Annotated in this window: 17 protein-coding genes; 5 read left to right on the top strand and 12 right to left on the bottom strand. The window is 39.2% G+C overall.

Going from position 1 to position 14,605, the window contains the following annotated elements; translation table 11 throughout:
* Nucleotides 1-46: 46 nt before the first annotated feature.
* The 11 genes from GQR46_RS06800 to GQR46_RS06750 all read right to left on the bottom strand — a co-directional run bounded on the left by GQR46_RS06800 (nucleotide 47) and on the right by GQR46_RS06750 (nucleotide 8,524).
* Complete coding sequence (locus tag GQR46_RS06800) at nucleotides 47-256, bottom strand: cold-shock protein (protein WP_002959120.1); 210 nt, start codon at nucleotides 254-256, stop codon at nucleotides 47-49.
* A gap of 235 nt (nucleotides 257-491) precedes the next feature.
* Nucleotides 492-1,208: a hypothetical protein gene (locus tag GQR46_RS06795; RefSeq protein ID WP_165740513.1), complete on the bottom strand. Its 717-nt coding sequence runs from the start codon at nucleotides 1,206-1,208 to the stop codon at nucleotides 492-494.
* Nucleotides 1,205-1,945 carry an iron transporter gene (locus GQR46_RS06790; protein WP_165728801.1) on the bottom strand — a complete coding sequence of 247 codons (741 nt, stop codon included), beginning with the start codon at nucleotides 1,943-1,945 and terminating at the stop codon, nucleotides 1,205-1,207. The genes GQR46_RS06795 and GQR46_RS06790 overlap by 4 nt, the downstream gene beginning before the upstream one ends.
* A complete protein-coding gene (locus GQR46_RS06785) occupies nucleotides 1,932-2,285 on the bottom strand; it encodes a cupredoxin domain-containing protein (RefSeq protein ID WP_165740512.1) in 354 nt (117 codons plus the stop codon). Before GQR46_RS06785 ends, GQR46_RS06790 begins: the two co-directional genes overlap by 14 nt.
* Nucleotides 2,278-3,591 carry an ATP-binding protein gene (locus GQR46_RS06780; protein WP_165728802.1) on the bottom strand — a complete coding sequence of 438 codons (1,314 nt, stop codon included), beginning with the start codon at nucleotides 3,589-3,591 and terminating at the stop codon, nucleotides 2,278-2,280. Before GQR46_RS06780 ends, GQR46_RS06785 begins: the two co-directional genes overlap by 8 nt.
* A 26-nt stretch (nucleotides 3,592-3,617) precedes the next feature.
* On the bottom strand, nucleotides 3,618-4,277 hold the full coding sequence (locus GQR46_RS06775) for a response regulator transcription factor (protein WP_165740511.1): 660 nt from the start codon (nucleotides 4,275-4,277) through the stop codon (nucleotides 3,618-3,620).
* Between the two features lie 7 nt (nucleotides 4,278-4,284).
* Complete coding sequence (locus GQR46_RS06770; protein ID WP_165740510.1) at nucleotides 4,285-4,932, bottom strand: hypothetical protein; 648 nt, start codon at nucleotides 4,930-4,932, stop codon at nucleotides 4,285-4,287.
* Nucleotides 4,933-4,955: 23 nt separating this feature from the next.
* A complete protein-coding gene (locus GQR46_RS06765; protein ID WP_165740509.1) occupies nucleotides 4,956-5,726 on the bottom strand; it encodes an SDR family oxidoreductase in 771 nt (256 codons plus the stop codon).
* On the bottom strand, nucleotides 5,723-6,412 hold the full coding sequence (locus GQR46_RS06760; RefSeq protein ID WP_165740508.1) for an iron-containing redox enzyme family protein: 690 nt from the start codon (nucleotides 6,410-6,412) through the stop codon (nucleotides 5,723-5,725). Before GQR46_RS06760 ends, GQR46_RS06765 begins: the two co-directional genes overlap by 4 nt.
* The gene (locus GQR46_RS06755; protein ID WP_165740507.1) at nucleotides 6,405-7,874 is read right to left on the bottom strand and encodes an AMP-binding protein; all 1,470 of its coding nucleotides are present in this window, start codon (nucleotides 7,872-7,874) and stop codon (nucleotides 6,405-6,407) included. Before GQR46_RS06755 ends, GQR46_RS06760 begins: the two co-directional genes overlap by 8 nt.
* Entirely contained in the window at nucleotides 7,871-8,524 is a 654-nt protein-coding gene (locus GQR46_RS06750) for a thermostable hemolysin (protein ID WP_033026818.1), read from the bottom strand. The genes GQR46_RS06755 and GQR46_RS06750 overlap by 4 nt, the downstream gene beginning before the upstream one ends.
* A 273-nt stretch (nucleotides 8,525-8,797) precedes the next feature.
* Between GQR46_RS06750 and GQR46_RS06745 the strand changes: the two genes are divergently transcribed.
* The 5 genes from GQR46_RS06745 (at nucleotide 8,798) to GQR46_RS06725 (ending at nucleotide 13,033) form a co-directional block, all read left to right on the top strand.
* Nucleotides 8,798-9,421: a fused MFS/spermidine synthase gene (locus GQR46_RS06745; RefSeq protein ID WP_007583564.1), complete on the top strand. Its 624-nt coding sequence runs from the start codon at nucleotides 8,798-8,800 to the stop codon at nucleotides 9,419-9,421.
* Nucleotides 9,414-10,298, top strand: a complete 885-nt coding sequence (locus GQR46_RS06740) for a fused MFS/spermidine synthase (protein WP_165740506.1) — start codon at nucleotides 9,414-9,416, stop codon at nucleotides 10,296-10,298. Before GQR46_RS06745 ends, GQR46_RS06740 begins: the two co-directional genes overlap by 8 nt.
* Nucleotides 10,299-10,432: 134 nt before the next feature.
* The gene (locus tag GQR46_RS06735; RefSeq protein ID WP_007583567.1) at nucleotides 10,433-10,900 is read left to right on the top strand and encodes a MarR family transcriptional regulator; all 468 of its coding nucleotides are present in this window, start codon (nucleotides 10,433-10,435) and stop codon (nucleotides 10,898-10,900) included.
* Between the two features lie 8 nt (nucleotides 10,901-10,908).
* Entirely contained in the window at nucleotides 10,909-11,973 is a 1,065-nt protein-coding gene (locus GQR46_RS06730; protein WP_121953524.1) for an HlyD family secretion protein, read from the top strand.
* A 10-nt stretch (nucleotides 11,974-11,983) separates the two neighbouring features.
* Nucleotides 11,984-13,033, top strand: coding sequence for a DUF2955 domain-containing protein (locus GQR46_RS06725; RefSeq protein WP_165740505.1), 1,050 nt, complete (start codon nucleotides 11,984-11,986; stop codon nucleotides 13,031-13,033).
* Nucleotides 13,034-13,170: 137 nt separating this feature from the next.
* Here GQR46_RS06725 and GQR46_RS06720 read toward each other — a convergent pair whose 3' ends face one another.
* On the bottom strand, nucleotides 13,171-14,328 hold the full coding sequence (locus tag GQR46_RS06720) for a benzoate/H(+) symporter BenE family transporter (protein ID WP_165740504.1): 1,158 nt from the start codon (nucleotides 14,326-14,328) through the stop codon (nucleotides 13,171-13,173).
* Nucleotides 14,329-14,605 lie beyond the last annotated feature (277 nt).

Genomic DNA, 14,605 nt, shown 5'->3' with positions numbered 1-14,605 from the left:
AAAAAGCGCCTTAAGCGCTTTTTTTCATTTTACTTAAAAAGTAAAATTATACAGCTGTGATGTTATCAGCTTGTGGACCTTTTTGACCTTGTGAAAGAGTAAACTCTACACGTTGGCCTTCAGCTAAAGTTTTGAAACCTTCGCTTTTGATTGCTGAGAAATGTGCGAAAACGTCTGGGCCATTTTCTTGCTCGATGAAACCAAAACCTTTAGACTCGTTAAACCACTTAACTGTACCTGATACGATGTTAGACATTGTAATATCCTGAAATAAAAATAAAAATATGCTCATAAGAGCGGGTGTAGCAAAAAATGAGATGGTACTTTAAAAACTTCAGGACGGTACTACAAGTATTACTTATATCGAAATGGAGATTTATAGCTTACATGCTTTCTTTCTAGCTGCGACCCACTATATAGAGTTTAAATAATATGTCAAGTACCTATCTATAATCAGAATGATAAACAACCAAAACAGCTATCATTGGTTATTAAAATTCAAATTCTAATGCGAGCCTAAAACTATGGTTTTTTTCTGATTGGCTTATCTCAGTGATGAAACCCGCTTCCCATTTTAATTGCTTTTGCCCATCAAAGCGCTGTAAACCTATAAAGCCAGGCCCTATACCAATAAAGTCTTCACCTAGGTAAACCTCTATAGAAGGCTGGAAAGCAGAGCGATATCGATAGCGATATTGTGCTCTAAACTCACTTTCCCATTCGTTTTTAATGTCTTGCCCCCACTCATAAACCAAAAAAGCATTTAGCGTAAGACTTGTTTTTCCAAATTCTTTTTCGATCACAAAACCCGAGGTTGCCTCATACACATCTTCGTTATGTTTTTTTTCAAGCTCAAATAACGCGCCCCAATCAGCCCATAATTTACCTTGTTCAATTAATTGCCAACGTAGCTCAAGCTCATAAGCTTCTAATCCAAAATCGCCGTTATCGTCTCGCTCACCAACTAAATAGCCTTCGAGTGCCATTGTATCGTTAATAGCACCGCCACCACCCAAACGCTGCGCTAGTATGTTGCCACTATCTGTTTGGTGCGACACTAATCGCCACTCAAATTCACGCTCAAAAGGCAAAACATAGGGGTGATATACCTTATCAACAACAATACCATCAGCCTTTGCTTGGATTGAGAATACCAACAAACAAAGAGCGGTAAAACTAAGCGCTAAATATAGGTTGAGTGCTTTCATACACGTTCCTTAGTTATTGAAGCCGGAATAACATAACAAAGTAATAAAAATAACACGCTGCTTGTACTATATATAAGTACACTCATTAAATCAGGAGTGGCCTCGTAACCAACAAGAGCACGCAGTACGCGGCCTAGCTCAGAGTTTTCGCTTAATACATCGCGTAAATCCCACACTGTTGAGGTGTTTGTAATTAAATCTATTTGGCTTGCCAAATCCAATGCAACTAATAACTTAGCCGCGCTGTTAAAAGCAAGCAAAGTAAAAAGCGGGTACATACCAAAACGGTGCTTAATTGCATTCATTAAAAAGTACAGCAATACGCTAAAACTTAAACAAATTCCAACACCTAATAAAGTGCCAATAAATAAGCTTTGCCCTGCATCACTATTTTGCCAAAAACTGGTGAGGTAAATAATATAATGGCTTAAATAGAGCGTTATTGTGCTTATAACTGCGATATAAAATGCCGCTGACTTTTGCTTTAGTGCAAATACCAATACAGCAATAAATATAGTGATACATAGCCCTATTTGTGAGTACTCTAACCCTTGGTGTTCAAACCACTGGCTCACCCACGACGCACTTTGCATGTACAAAAACGACATTACCGCGCCTATTAATAAAGCAGAATATATTCGCAAAGAGCTCTGTTTTTTAACTACTTGTAATAGCACTAATAAAATAGCCACAGGTAGTAATTGATTAAGGCTCATGACTAAACTAGTTATTAGCATGCTGCCCCCCTTCATCGCTAACTATAACAACGCCCCTTGCTGTATTAGGCGAAAACTCACCAAAAAACTCGTAATGCCCTTTACTAAGCGGCCCTATATAAATAATGCTTTTACGATTTGGGTAGAGTACTTTTTCTCTGTTTAGATCAAAGCTATCAAACTCTTCTGGTGTGCTATCTTGGTTTTCTATTAATAGTTTTACTTTTTTATTCACGGGAATTGTAATTTGTGAGGGATAGAACAAGTGATCTTTTAAAATAATAAGGTACTCTTTACTCACCGCGTTAAACGATAAAAACAGTAAACAACAAAGACATTGATTGAATAAACGTTTAGTCACTTTTTACTCCTGTAAAAGTAACCTTAACGGTTAATCCACCTAAAGAGCTATTCGCTAAATGAATTTTTGCGTCATAAATAGCAATAATGTGTTGAACAATCGCCATACCTAAACCGGCACCTTGCTCGCCTGATGGATGTTGATCGCCACCTACGCGATAAAAGCGATTAAATATTCGGTCTTTTTGCTCTTCAGTCATCCCCGCACCAGAATCATCAATTTGCCAACTATAGTCATTATTACTTGATGCTAATTTAATTATAATTTGACCGTTACTAGGTGTGTATTTAATCGCATTACTGAGCAAGTTAGAGATAAGGGTCGTTAATGTAAACTCATCACCATTAATTACAAAATCATCGCCTTCGAGGCTAATCGTTTGGTTTTTTTCGTCTATTTTATCGTATTGCTCCGACACGGCTTGTTGGGTAATGGTTAGCAATGATTGCTCGCTAAACTGCTTCTGCCATTGCTCAGGCTGGGTGCGCCCTAAAATTAGCATTTGTTCAACAATATTACTTAAGCGGTTAATGCCCTGCGACATGGCTTGTAATTCTTGATGGTCTTGCAGATTACTTTGTTTATTAGCCAAATTATGTACATTAATTTTTAAGCTACTGAGCGGGGTACGTAATTCGTGAGCTGCATCTGAGGCAAAAAAGCGCTCTCGTAAGTAAGCGGTTTCTACGCGTTTAAATAAGTCGTTTAAACGATTAATAACCGGTTTAATTTCTTCGTCGGTTACTTGCCAGTTAATTGGCGTAAAGTCGTTAGCTTGGCGAGACGCCAACTGCTTAGATAATCGGGTAAGAGGGGCTAATGCGTATTTAACAAAAAAGCTAATAAAAATAGCAAGCAGAGGGACTGCCCATAGCATAGGTAACATTGCAGATAAAATAACGGCTTCAGCTAATTCAAAACGCTTTGCCATAGGTTCAGCAACAATGACTTTACGGGTGTTTTTACTCATCACAAATACCCGCATACGCTGCCCTGCTACATTGGCTGTTTGAAAGCCCTCGCTAAAACTAATTTGGTTATTCGTTAAACTCGATGAGCCACTAAGTAAATTATTATTTTGCCAAATTTGATACAACAACTGAGCGCTATTATTACTTACTTGTACTGCATCTGTGCTTAGTACCAATGGTTGCTCAATTAAAACGCCAGCCACTATTTTAAGTTCATTATCAAGCAAGTTTTCGCCGTGGTGCATGCTTTTTTGATAGCCTTTTACTAATGCTAAAAAGCAAGTTAGCACCATCATTGAAAGTAAAATTAAGGTCAGGCGTTTACGAATAGACATTTTCAACCTCGAAAGATAAACACACCCTAACGCTTACCAACTACGTAGCCAATGCCACGTAAGGTTTTAATAAAATCGCTAGGGAATTTTTTACGAAGATGATGAATATGGACCTCTATGGCATTAGAGCCAACTTCTTCACCCCATTGGTAAAGTTTATTTTCGAGTTGTTGTTTTGATTGCACCCTTCCCTGATTTTCCATCAGCGCTTTTAAAAGCATGTATTCTTTCCGCGGTAGTGTAAGTGACTGCCCACTTTGTGTAACTGTATGAGCAGATGTATCCATTACTACATCACCACAGCGCAATAAGCTTGATTGTGTTTGGTTAATGCGCCGACTTGCTACACGTAAACGGGCAAATAGCTCAGCGGGGTCAAACGGCTTTGCAAGGTAATCGTCAGCGCCCATGTCAAGCCCTTGGACTTTGTCATCAATACTGCCGCGAGCAGTTAAAATAACCACCGGTATTACTTTTTTTTGCGCTTTAATATGCTTTAAAACTTGCGAGCCATCGCCGTCAGGTAATCCTAAATCGAGAATAACAAGCTCAATTTCACCACTAGAAAGGCACTCTAAGGCATGCTTAACTGTGCCACTATGCTCTACACTGTAGCCCTCTTGACGCAAAGAGCGAATAAGCCCTTGCGCCACTAAATGATCATCCTCAACGAGTAATAAATGCATTATGTGTTTATCTTTTTAGTTTTTTATCTACTTTTACCAATAGCTGGCTTATTGCTTGTTGGCGATATTCATCTGCTTTTGCACGAGTATCACGAATGCCCGCAGCTTGTGCTACAAGTAGTCGTGCTTTAGCTTGTTTATAATCGCCTTCGTCATACAAATATTCACCGTATAAGTAATTAGTATCAATGCCTTCGAGATTAAAAGCGAGCGCTTGTTTAAATAATTTTTCAGCTTTGTCGTCATCACCAAAACCAATTGGCCAACCAGGTACTTTACTGTAAAGCGTTGCAAGGCTTGCGTAAGCTGAGCCATTTAATGCAGTGCCATCTATTGAGAGTGCATTTTCAAGTGACACTTTTGCCTCTTTTGCCAAACCAAGTGCACCCAAGCCCCCTTTTGCACCTGCAAAGCTAGCTAACACAATTCCATTCCAAATATGTGTTTGTGCTGAGCTTGGGTAGTTTTTAACAAATAACGCGCTTTGCTCACTTAGTTGCGTAAACGCGTCTATTTGCGCATCGTCTTCAAGTTCGTAGTTGGCAATTGCCCACTTTTGTTGAATTGAGGTTAAGTCTTGCGCTTCATCTGCCTGTACTGCGGTCGTAAATACAGCCGTTAATATTAAATATAATGCGAGTGTAAATTTATACATAATTTTGCCCTTGTATGTGTTTGTTAACTTAAAAAGCGTTTGATTTTAGGAAGTTGTTTTGCAATAGCGTTATCAACAACGCTTGGGAATGCGCCATTTATGCGTGCAAATAATTTTTCAGGAAAACCAATAAAGCGCCTTGTTTGGTTCGAACTTATAAGTGCTAATAACTCTTGAGCAACTAATTCTGGCGAGTCCATTTTATTACCGAGCTCTTTATTCATTGCCCGCGCTTTACTGCTATTAATAGAGGTATCTGTTGCTCTTGGTGCTAAATAGGTCACTTTAACGCCTGAACCATTCAACTCACGCGATAACGCTTCTGTAAAACCACGTAAACCAAATTTACTGGCGCAATAAAGTGTTTGAAACGGGTAACCAATACTGCCAAACGATGATCCCACGTTAACAATGGTGCCTTTGGTATATTGTAACTGCCCTAAAAATAGTTGGCATAATTTAATAGGTACCGACAAATTAGTAGTCAGCATATTATCTATTTGCTCATTACTTGTGTGCTCAAGGCTTTGCATCGTATTTACGCCAGCGTTATTAATAAGTAATTTAACGCCACCGAGTTGCTTGGCTTTTATGGCTAAGTTAATGCGTGTTGTATCGTCGGTTAAATCGCCAGTAAATGTTTCACTGTCTGGGCATTCACGGCTCAGTTTTTCAAGAGCTTGCGTATTACGCCCTACAAGCAGTAACGTCCACCCTTTTGCATATAGGGCTTTAGCAATTGCTTGCCCTATTCCGCCTGTTGCACCAGTTAGCACACATAAAGAGCTGCTCATGCCGATTTGCCTTGTGCACTTGCTTTAAAAAACGGTTCATCATCGAGTCCACGAAATATATCGCCGTATAAACGATAAAAGCGCTTTGCACCATGAAGTATGGCTTCTTGATCCGCCTCATCTGTTATTTGGTTCATCAGGTTTTCAAAAAACTTTACATGCTCTATATCAAGTGCGCCGTGAGAGGTTAAATAACTAAATGCTTTTTTAGGTAAGCCCACAGCATTAGCAATGTTTGAAGCCGCGCCATCAGCAAGCGCTATCGAAGTACCTTCAAGTACATGCACCATGCCAAAAAAGCTCAATGGATTTTTACGTGCAATGGAGTCGTACGCATACGACACCATCATCTCGGTAGCAAATTGTGGCTGACTGCACCGCACTGCTTCTTTATTAAAACCACAGGCTGCAATATCGTTAAGTATCCACTCTTGATGGCCTATTTCTTCTTCAATGTATTCTGCGACCGCTTCGCGCAGCCATTCTTGATCGTCAGTTAATCGTGCACCAACTGACATCATTAATGGCACGGTGTGCTTAACATGGTGATACGCTTGTGCTAAAAACGAGGCGTATTCTTCAAGTGATGCTTCGCCTTTAAAAACACGCTGAATAATAGGTGCTGCAAGCAGATAGTTTTGCTCTTGTTTAGTTTGCTCTTTAAGGGTGTTAAAAAAATCACTCATTAATTACTTCTCCAAGTCGGTAAAATTGCTCAAACACAGCATGATACTGCTTACTTATGGCATCTCGTTTTGGGCGATTATTTGTGGTTAATAATCCTTGTTGCACACTTAATGGGGCAGTTAAACGATGCCATTTTTGAATTCGTGCATAGTCGGGTAGTTGTTTATTAATTGCGTTAATGTATTGCGCTAACGCTGGGTTACTTAGCTTTGAATCGGCATAAATAATGGCGGTTAAAAAAGGTCGACCTTCACCAAACACAACCGCTTGTAAAATACCGCTTTGACTTAGTAATAGTGATTCAGGCCACTCGGCACTGATATTGCGCCCCATGCTGGTAATAATTAGGTTTTTTAAGCGGCCTTTAATAAATAAGGTATTTTGATGCTGATCGACCAGATCGCCGGTTGCATACCACTGGTTTTTGTCGTGAGGTTGATGATTTAAGTAACCTAAAAACAAATCGCCTTTTATAAAAAGCTGGCCATTTTCAATTTTGGTTTGAATATGAGGTAACACAGAGCCTGCACTGTGAAGGTTATCGTTTGTGGGCGTATTTAAACTAACTACAGATGCCGCCTCAGAAAGTCCATAACCTTGGTACACCGGTAAGTTTAAGCTACGCGCTTTAACTATTAGCATTTCGCTGACAAGCGCACCACCCACAGCAAGAAACTGTAACGAACTAGGCGGTTGCCATCCATCTTCTGCAAAAGCAACTAAGCATGCTAATAGTTCTGGCACTAAAATAAGCGTATTTGGCTTAACTTTATCAATAGCAGCAATAAGTTGTGCGGGCTGTTTTAATGCAGTTCCAATAAAGCCTAATTCATTTAACGGCATTAAATGCACTGTACCGCCACTTTTTAAAGGCGCATATACACCGGCTATATTTTCAAGTAACACAGCAAGCGGCAATAAACATAAATGCACAGGCTTTTTAATATTAATTTTATCGCACAGAGATTGAGCTACCTGCATTTGGCTCTTTGCAGATAAACACACGCCTTTTGGTTGTCCAGTAGAGCCTGATGTAAACGTTACTTTTTGAGTTTCTGGAAAATAACTGACGGGTTTAGCTACAACAATTTCGTAAATATATAATGTGTAACACTCAAATAAATTGATTGATGCGGTCGGCTCCCCAAATAAAGGGTTTAGCGTGTCGCTCATAAATACATTAGCGCCGCATTGCGCTAGTACATATTGAGTTTGTTGTTCACTAAAAAAGTGAGCAATTGGCACAGCCACTTTATTAGAAACCGCAGTAGCGGCATCAATAACAAGCCAAGCTGGCGTATTATCGAGCTTATAAGCGACACATTTGCCGTTAAAGCTTTGTAGTATTTTTACTACTTTTTGTATTTGCTGGTTAAACTCATCACCGTTAATTTCACGTGTTAGATCTTTATTATGGGCAATAATTAATGGCGATACTGAATGAGTATTATAGTAGTTCATACATTCACCAATGCGTTTACCAAAGAATTGATATTTGAGTGGTTTTGCTGCATCAAACTATAAAGCATTGGGGTATTTAATACTTGTTGGTGAGCTTGCTCTAGGCTCACAATGCATACTGTTGGTTGGTTGGCGTAATAGCTGCCCCACTTTAATGGGTTCTCAACTACAAAACTGCTCGCAAGTGCAATTTCGGTACACGTAACACCAAGTAAGCGCAATAAAGCACGCACTTTGTTGGTTGCACAAAACACTAAATGTTTTGCCCCCACACTTTGCAGAGCTTCGTTAACAATAATAAAATGTGCAAGTGTTGCTCTTCGATTTGTAGAGCAGAGATTACCAAGTTCAAAAATTTTATTGCGAGAAATACTTTCATCTAAAAAATCTTCAACGGGTGATGCTAAATATTGCTCAATAAACAATGGCGAAGTTGCTTGCCTTAGCCCTAACGTGCACTTTCCTTGCTCGGTAACGTATTGGCAAAGTAGTGGCATAAAAGAAGTAAGCTTAGCGTTATACGCAACTAAAAAACCTTCTTTCACTGTATTTTCGAGATTTTTTCGATGCACATCATCAATACGAGCACTAATAAACTGACTGTTATTTTGTGTTAAATCTAATGATGTAGAAGTGTGGGCTAATTGCATAAGCTCGCTCATTTAAACCTGTTTATATTTCAGGGTTTAAACTTAACGAGTGAAACTTAAAGAAAACTTAAGAAAAATTAATTTAAATGAAAAAGCGTCTTAAGTGTTAAATCGCGAGGGCCTAGGCAAGCTAAATAGATCAGAATTCAACTAACTAACAAATCGCTATAACAAAACTTATTTAAAATTAAACTTAGGTTAATTATTACCCTAGCAGCTTTGTATGCATCACGTTAGTATGGTGATCTATTTAGGTTACATAACGATAATTACATGAGCATAAAAACAAACGCGTTGATTTACTTTTTAGCTTTTTGCAGCGGCTTTTGCATTATGGGTATTGAGCTTTTAGGAGGCCGAATTCTCGCTCCCTTTTTTGGTAGTAGCGTACATATTTGGGGCAGTATAATCACTGTGTTTATGCTTAGTTTATCTTTTGGGTATTTGCTTGGTGGCAAACTCAGCACTAAAAATGCATCCCTTACCAAATATGGTTTAATATTTTTAATTGCCAGCATTATGGTTGTGCCTATTACATTATTTTCGCAGCCTATAATGGAATTTATATTTACCCATATTGAAGATAGCCGCTACGGCTCACTCTTAGCGTCAACTGCTTTATTTTTTATACCTACCGTTATTTTAGGCATGATCTCGCCCTACTCTGTGCGCTTACTGGTAACAGATAGCGATAAAAGCGGCCAAGTGGCTGGGCGTTTATACTTTGTAAGTACGCTTGGCAGTGCCCTGGGTACTATAATTACCTCTTTTTACTTTGTACTCGCGTTTGACGTGAATACAATTATTAGCGCCTTTGCTTTAACACTTGGGGCACTGGGTTTAGTCGCGATTGTTATTAATACCTTGGTTAATAATAAGGGGCTTGCTCATGCTTAAATATTTGCTACTGCCATTAATTGTGTTGTCAGGTTCTGCGTTTAGTAAGGTTATTCATGAAGAACGCTCGCTTTATCGCAATATTATTGTTGAAGAAACAAGCGACTTACGTTGCCTTAAATTTAATACTAAAAGTAGCCAAACAAGCCAAAGTTGCATGTATAAAAGCAATCCCGACAAACTTGTTTTTAATTACACAAAATTGACGTTTGCGAGCCTTTTAGTAACCGACAACCCTAAAAGTGTACTTATTATAGGATTGGGTGGCGGTACACTTTCTAACGTTATTCATGAGCTATACCCCACTGCAAATATTCATAATGTTGAAATAGATCCTGCAGTAACTAAAGTTGCACGCGATTACTTTAACTTTATAGAAAACGACTTAGTGACATCAAGCGTGCAAGATGGCCGTATTTTTATAAAGCGCGCCGCTATTAAAAAGAAAAAGTACGATTGGATTATTTTGGATGCGTTTAACGGTGACTATATTCCGGAGCATTTGCTCACTAAAGAGTTTTTTGAAGAAGTACAAAGCGTATTAGCCGATGGTGGCGTTATTGCCGCAAATACGTTTTCAAGTAGTAAACTTTATGAGCATGAGTCGGCAACTTACCACGCTGTATTTGGCGACTTTATAAATGTAAGCCGCGAAAATCGCAGCAACCGTATTATTTTAGCGGGACTTAAATCAATACCGAGCGAAGCGCAAATTAACACGCGTGTTAATGCTCTCGCCCCTAAATTAGTAAAATACGGTGTAGATATAAAAGCGATTAGCCAACTTATGCACTTTACTAAAGACGGCCAAGATTGGCCTGCAGATACAAAAGTACTTACCGATCAATACTCCCCAGCTAATTTACTTAACTTTTAAAACTCCCTAAACCTCACCATTTTTTTACAGGTGAGGTTTAGCAAATATTTTGCCACTTCTCGCACTTACGCATATTTACTTAGCTTGCTAAGTAATGATAAAATAGTTAGCTTGCTAACTATGTTGGGATGGCTATGCCTACACAAAAACCTTTTCACGAGACGCTCGATTTAACCGTTATCGGTAATATGGGCCGAGTTCATCGCTTATGCCGCGAAGCAGTAACCATTGCTGTTGAGCCTTTGGGGCTTACTCAGTCGCGCTGGACTGCACTAATGCATATAAATATGCGTGGTGAGGGACTAACACAACTTGAACTTGCTAATAGCTTAGGGATAGAAATGCCTTCACTGACTCGCACGCTTAAGCAATTAGAGGAGCAATCGTTAATCGTTCGCCGTGTAGACAAACATGATAAGCGCAGTAAAAGACTCTATTTTACTGAGCAAAGTGATGCCATTTTACATTCATTGCAAGAGACCATTTCCGATATAAAAAATCAGTTATACAGCGGTTTATCTGTTGAGCAGCTAGATGCCATTGCATTTGGTTTGATCAAAATAGAGCAAAACGCCCTTAAATGTATTCAAGTTAATAAGTAAGGCTAAAAATGACACCGGATCAAAAGTTTGCACGCTATGTAAGGTTTTCTCTCATAGGGTTTATCTTAGTATTTATTTACTATTTAGTGGCCGATATGGTTTTACCTGTGACACCACAGGCACGTGTATACCACCCTGTTGTGCAAATATCACCGCAAATTAGTGGCCGAGTCACTAGTGTGCAAGTTAATAATAACCAACCAGTTAAAGCGGGCGATATATTATTTAGTATCGATGAAGGCCCATATAATTTAGCCAAAGAGCAAGCTCAACTCGCGCTTGATGATGCCAAATTACAAAATAAGCGTCTTGATACCAATGTTAAAGCCCTTGAAGCACAAATTAGTGCTGCAAATGCTAAGCAGCATGAGCAAAAGCTATTAAAAAGCAGAGGCGAAAAACTCTATACTCAAAAGTCTATATCGGAGCAAGAGCTTGAAAGCATTCGTGCTAACTTTGAAGCCAGTAAAGCAAATGTTGCGGCTCTAGAAGCGCAGTTAGCTGAAGCAGTTTTAGCTAGAGGTGACTCAGGTAATAAAAACTTAGCTATGCGTCATGCTGCTAACCAGTTAGCGCAGGCTGAGTTAAATTTATCCTACACGCAAGTACGTGCACTAAGTGACGGCGTAGTTGCTAACTTACAGTTATTAGACGGCGCGTATGCTGTTGCAGGTAGCCCATTATTAGCTATTGTCGCTAAAAAAGCCGATTTAGTTGCCGACTTTAGAGAAAAGTCACTCTCAAATATGAAGCAAGGCACTCAAGCGCGCGTAGTATTTGATAGCCGCCCAGGTGAAGTTTACGACGCAATACTAGAAACATTTGAAGCAGGTGTTAGCAACGGTCAACTTAGTGCAAATGGTTTACTAAGTACAACAGAAACCAGCAATCGTTGGGTACGCGATGCACAGCGTCAACGCATTCATTTAAAGCTCGTAAATCATCAAGACTTAATAGCAAACATGCCGAGCGGGTCACGTGCAACAGTACAATTATTACCAGAATCGACAATTGGGCAATGGTTTGGCTCTGCACAAATTAGGTTTATTAGCTGGTTACACTACATTTATTAATGGAGACTTTATGACTCAAATTGTTAGCCAAGGCCCACAATTAGACTCTAATGGCCTTCGCCAAGCACTACGCATTGCAGGTGGATGCACCCTTGGCTTTACTATTAGTAAATTAATGAACTGGCCAAATGGTATATTTTTTACCGTTTATCCTATGTTGATATTGGGCATGGTACCTACGTTAAGTCGTGGGCTTATAAATCAATTTATAGCATCTGCTGCATTTAGCGCGCTTATAGTGCTGATAATGCAGGGATTGTTTTCTCACTTACCAGTCGTTATGACATTATTAGTGTTTGGTGTTTTTTGCTTTTTATTTTACCAAATGAGTAGCGGTAGTGCCTTTTTATTTGGCGCTTTAGGCGTGATAAGCCTTTCTATTCAGCTGCATTTTTCGAGCTATGTTGATGAAGGAAGTAGTATTTATCCGTTAATTTTAACTAATGGTTTGGCTATATTTTTAACCGTTGTTATTGGAGCATTAATGCATGGCCTATTTCCTGATGTAACCGCAAGGCCCGGGCGAGTAATGCCAGCTAAAGCAAAAGAAAGTATTCGCCATGAGGTATTGTTATGCTCAACCGTGGCTACGCTCTCTTTTGTGGTTTTTCAGGTTCTTGATTTACAAGACTCAATATCTGCGCAGGCAGCTTCTGTGCTTATTTTGTTTTCATTATGCTGGAAAGCCGCAGGTATGGCTGGTTGGCAGCGAGCAATTGGAACGCTTATAGGGTGTAATGCAGCGTTACTATCGCAACTATTTTTGTATAGTCACTCTGATTTTTTACTTTTTCCGATGGCTATTTTATGGATACTTTCGTTTCTTTTTGCGCGTTTTCATATTTTAGGCGGAGGCATACCTGGTATTGGTTTTGGTGTGTTGACTACGTTTGGTATTTTATTTGGGAACTCACTCGGACCAGGCCAAGATCTTGTTTATAGCGCAATGTACCGGTTTAGCTCGGTATCGGTGGCTATAATATTAAGTTTGTGCATTGTGTATATTATGCACCATATACTTAATCGGTTTAGTGTAACTCGCCATCATACTTTTGATTAGGTAAATCTTGTTTTATAAAACTAAAGGCTGCAATTGCAGCCTTTTTTATAAGCTTAGTTAAGCTATTTTAATGATATAAATAAACTATAATTTTGTTTTAAATACTCACCAGCAGCTCTTTGTACACAATAAAGCTTTTAGTCTTTTTGGGTGATAAGGAGCGTAAGCACACCTGCTATAATCCCCCAAAAGGCAGACCCCACTGAAAGCAATGTTAAGTTAGATGCTGTTACTAAAAAAGTAACAATTGCGGCCTCCGTATATTTAGTACTGCTAAGGGCTTGCTGCAAACTATTAGCAATGGTGCCAAATAGCGCAATGCCCGCCAAAGCTAAAATAAGTGCCTGCGGTAAACTTGCTACCAACCCAACTAATGTAGCTGCGCACAGCGCCATTAAAATATAAAATGCGCCCGCAGCTATACTCGCCCAATAACGTTTATCATGATTTTTATCCGCTTCATCACTCATACAAATAGCAGCAGTAATAGCAGCTAAATTAATAGAGTAAACTCCAAATGGGGCTGTGAATATATTCACAAAACCAGTCACGTTTAAAGTAGCCGATATTGGCGCTTTATATTTATGCGCTTTTAAAACAGCAATACCCGGTAAATTTTGCGAGGTCATGGTAACTATATAAAGTGGTAAACCTATGCTAATGCATGCTTGCAAGTGAAAAACGGGGTCAATATAAGCAAATTCGCTCATTTTCCAGTGCAGTGCGCTGGTATCAATATGGCCCATTTGCCAAGCGAGTAGTACACCTATAATAAGCACACTTAACATAGCAAAGCGGGCAAAAAAGCGTTTACCAATAAAGTACATAACAACCATTAAGCCAATCACTAAAGGCATGTCGTTCATAAAATTAAACACATCAATACCAAAGGTAACAAGTACGCCGGCCAACATGGCGCACGCAAGCTCACTTGGAATACGGTTCATTATTTTTTCAAACCAGCCCGTCACCCCCGACAAAAAAACGAGCAATGCACTGAGCATAAACGCGCCAATAGCCTCGTTTAAGTTATACCCTTGTGCACTTGAAATCAGTAATGCAGCCCCCGTGGTAGACCACGCAATTAAAACAGGCACTTTGTAATAGTACGACAAACCTATTGACGTTGTGCCCATCACTAAACCAAGCATTAAAATCCAACTAGCTACTAAATCAGGCGTGCCTCCAAGGGTTATCACCACCTGATAAATCAATGCAATGGAACTCGAAAAACCAATAATTACAGCCACAAGCCCTGCTGTAATTCGGTTAAGCAACTGATCAGACACCTTCATAAATCCCTCGTAATGCCATTTATGCAGCACACAACATACGTGCCCGATAAATGCATTGCAATTAGCGATTAGTTTACAAAGAGTGAAAAAAATTCACTTTTTATTTTTCATTGTAATTAACGTCAAAAAGTCACTTTTAACCATTGTATTTAACTAAACAAACAAGTACCCACAAACGCGCCAAAGGCCGCATAAACCCTACAAAAAACCAATACTAAAAAGAGTGAAAAACATACCAAAAATAAATATCCTTATATTTTATAAGGAATTATGAAAT

The organism is Pseudoalteromonas sp. Z1A6, assembly GCF_011378745.1.
GTDB lineage: Bacteria > Pseudomonadota > Gammaproteobacteria > Enterobacterales > Alteromonadaceae > Pseudoalteromonas > Pseudoalteromonas arctica.
This window is presented reverse-complemented; position numbering and strand designations above follow the sequence as displayed.

Excerpts from the sequence above, each read along its gene's own strand:
- GQR46_RS06800 (WP_002959120.1), bottom strand. The coding sequence starts at position 256 with ATGTCTAACATCGTATCAGGTACAGTTAAGTGGTTTAACGAGTCTAAA.
- GQR46_RS06795 (WP_165740513.1), bottom strand. The coding sequence starts at position 1,208 with ATGAAAGCACTCAACCTATATTTAGCGCTTAGTTTTACCGCTCTTTGT.
- GQR46_RS06790 (WP_165728801.1), bottom strand. The coding sequence starts at position 1,945 with ATGCTAATAACTAGTTTAGTCATGAGCCTTAATCAATTACTACCTGTG.
- GQR46_RS06780 (WP_165728802.1), bottom strand. The coding sequence starts at position 3,591 with ATGTCTATTCGTAAACGCCTGACCTTAATTTTACTTTCAATGATGGTG.
- GQR46_RS06775 (WP_165740511.1), bottom strand. The coding sequence starts at position 4,277 with ATGCATTTATTACTCGTTGAGGATGATCATTTAGTGGCGCAAGGGCTT.
- GQR46_RS06770 (WP_165740510.1), bottom strand. The coding sequence starts at position 4,932 with ATGTATAAATTTACACTCGCATTATATTTAATATTAACGGCTGTATTT.
- GQR46_RS06765 (WP_165740509.1), bottom strand. The coding sequence starts at position 5,726 with ATGAGCAGCTCTTTATGTGTGCTAACTGGTGCAACAGGCGGAATAGGG.
- GQR46_RS06760 (WP_165740508.1), bottom strand. The coding sequence starts at position 6,412 with ATGAGTGATTTTTTTAACACCCTTAAAGAGCAAACTAAACAAGAGCAA.
- GQR46_RS06755 (WP_165740507.1), bottom strand. The coding sequence starts at position 7,874 with ATGAACTACTATAATACTCATTCAGTATCGCCATTAATTATTGCCCAT.
- GQR46_RS06750 (WP_033026818.1), bottom strand. The coding sequence starts at position 8,524 with ATGCAATTAGCCCACACTTCTACATCATTAGATTTAACACAAAATAAC.
- GQR46_RS06745 (WP_007583564.1), top strand. The coding sequence starts at position 8,798 with ATGAGCATAAAAACAAACGCGTTGATTTACTTTTTAGCTTTTTGCAGC.
- GQR46_RS06740 (WP_165740506.1), top strand. The coding sequence starts at position 9,414 with ATGCTTAAATATTTGCTACTGCCATTAATTGTGTTGTCAGGTTCTGCG.
- GQR46_RS06735 (WP_007583567.1), top strand. The coding sequence starts at position 10,433 with ATGCCTACACAAAAACCTTTTCACGAGACGCTCGATTTAACCGTTATC.
- GQR46_RS06730 (WP_121953524.1), top strand. The coding sequence starts at position 10,909 with ATGACACCGGATCAAAAGTTTGCACGCTATGTAAGGTTTTCTCTCATA.
- GQR46_RS06725 (WP_165740505.1), top strand. The coding sequence starts at position 11,984 with ATGACTCAAATTGTTAGCCAAGGCCCACAATTAGACTCTAATGGCCTT.
- GQR46_RS06720 (WP_165740504.1), bottom strand. The coding sequence starts at position 14,328 with ATGAAGGTGTCTGATCAGTTGCTTAACCGAATTACAGCAGGGCTTGTG.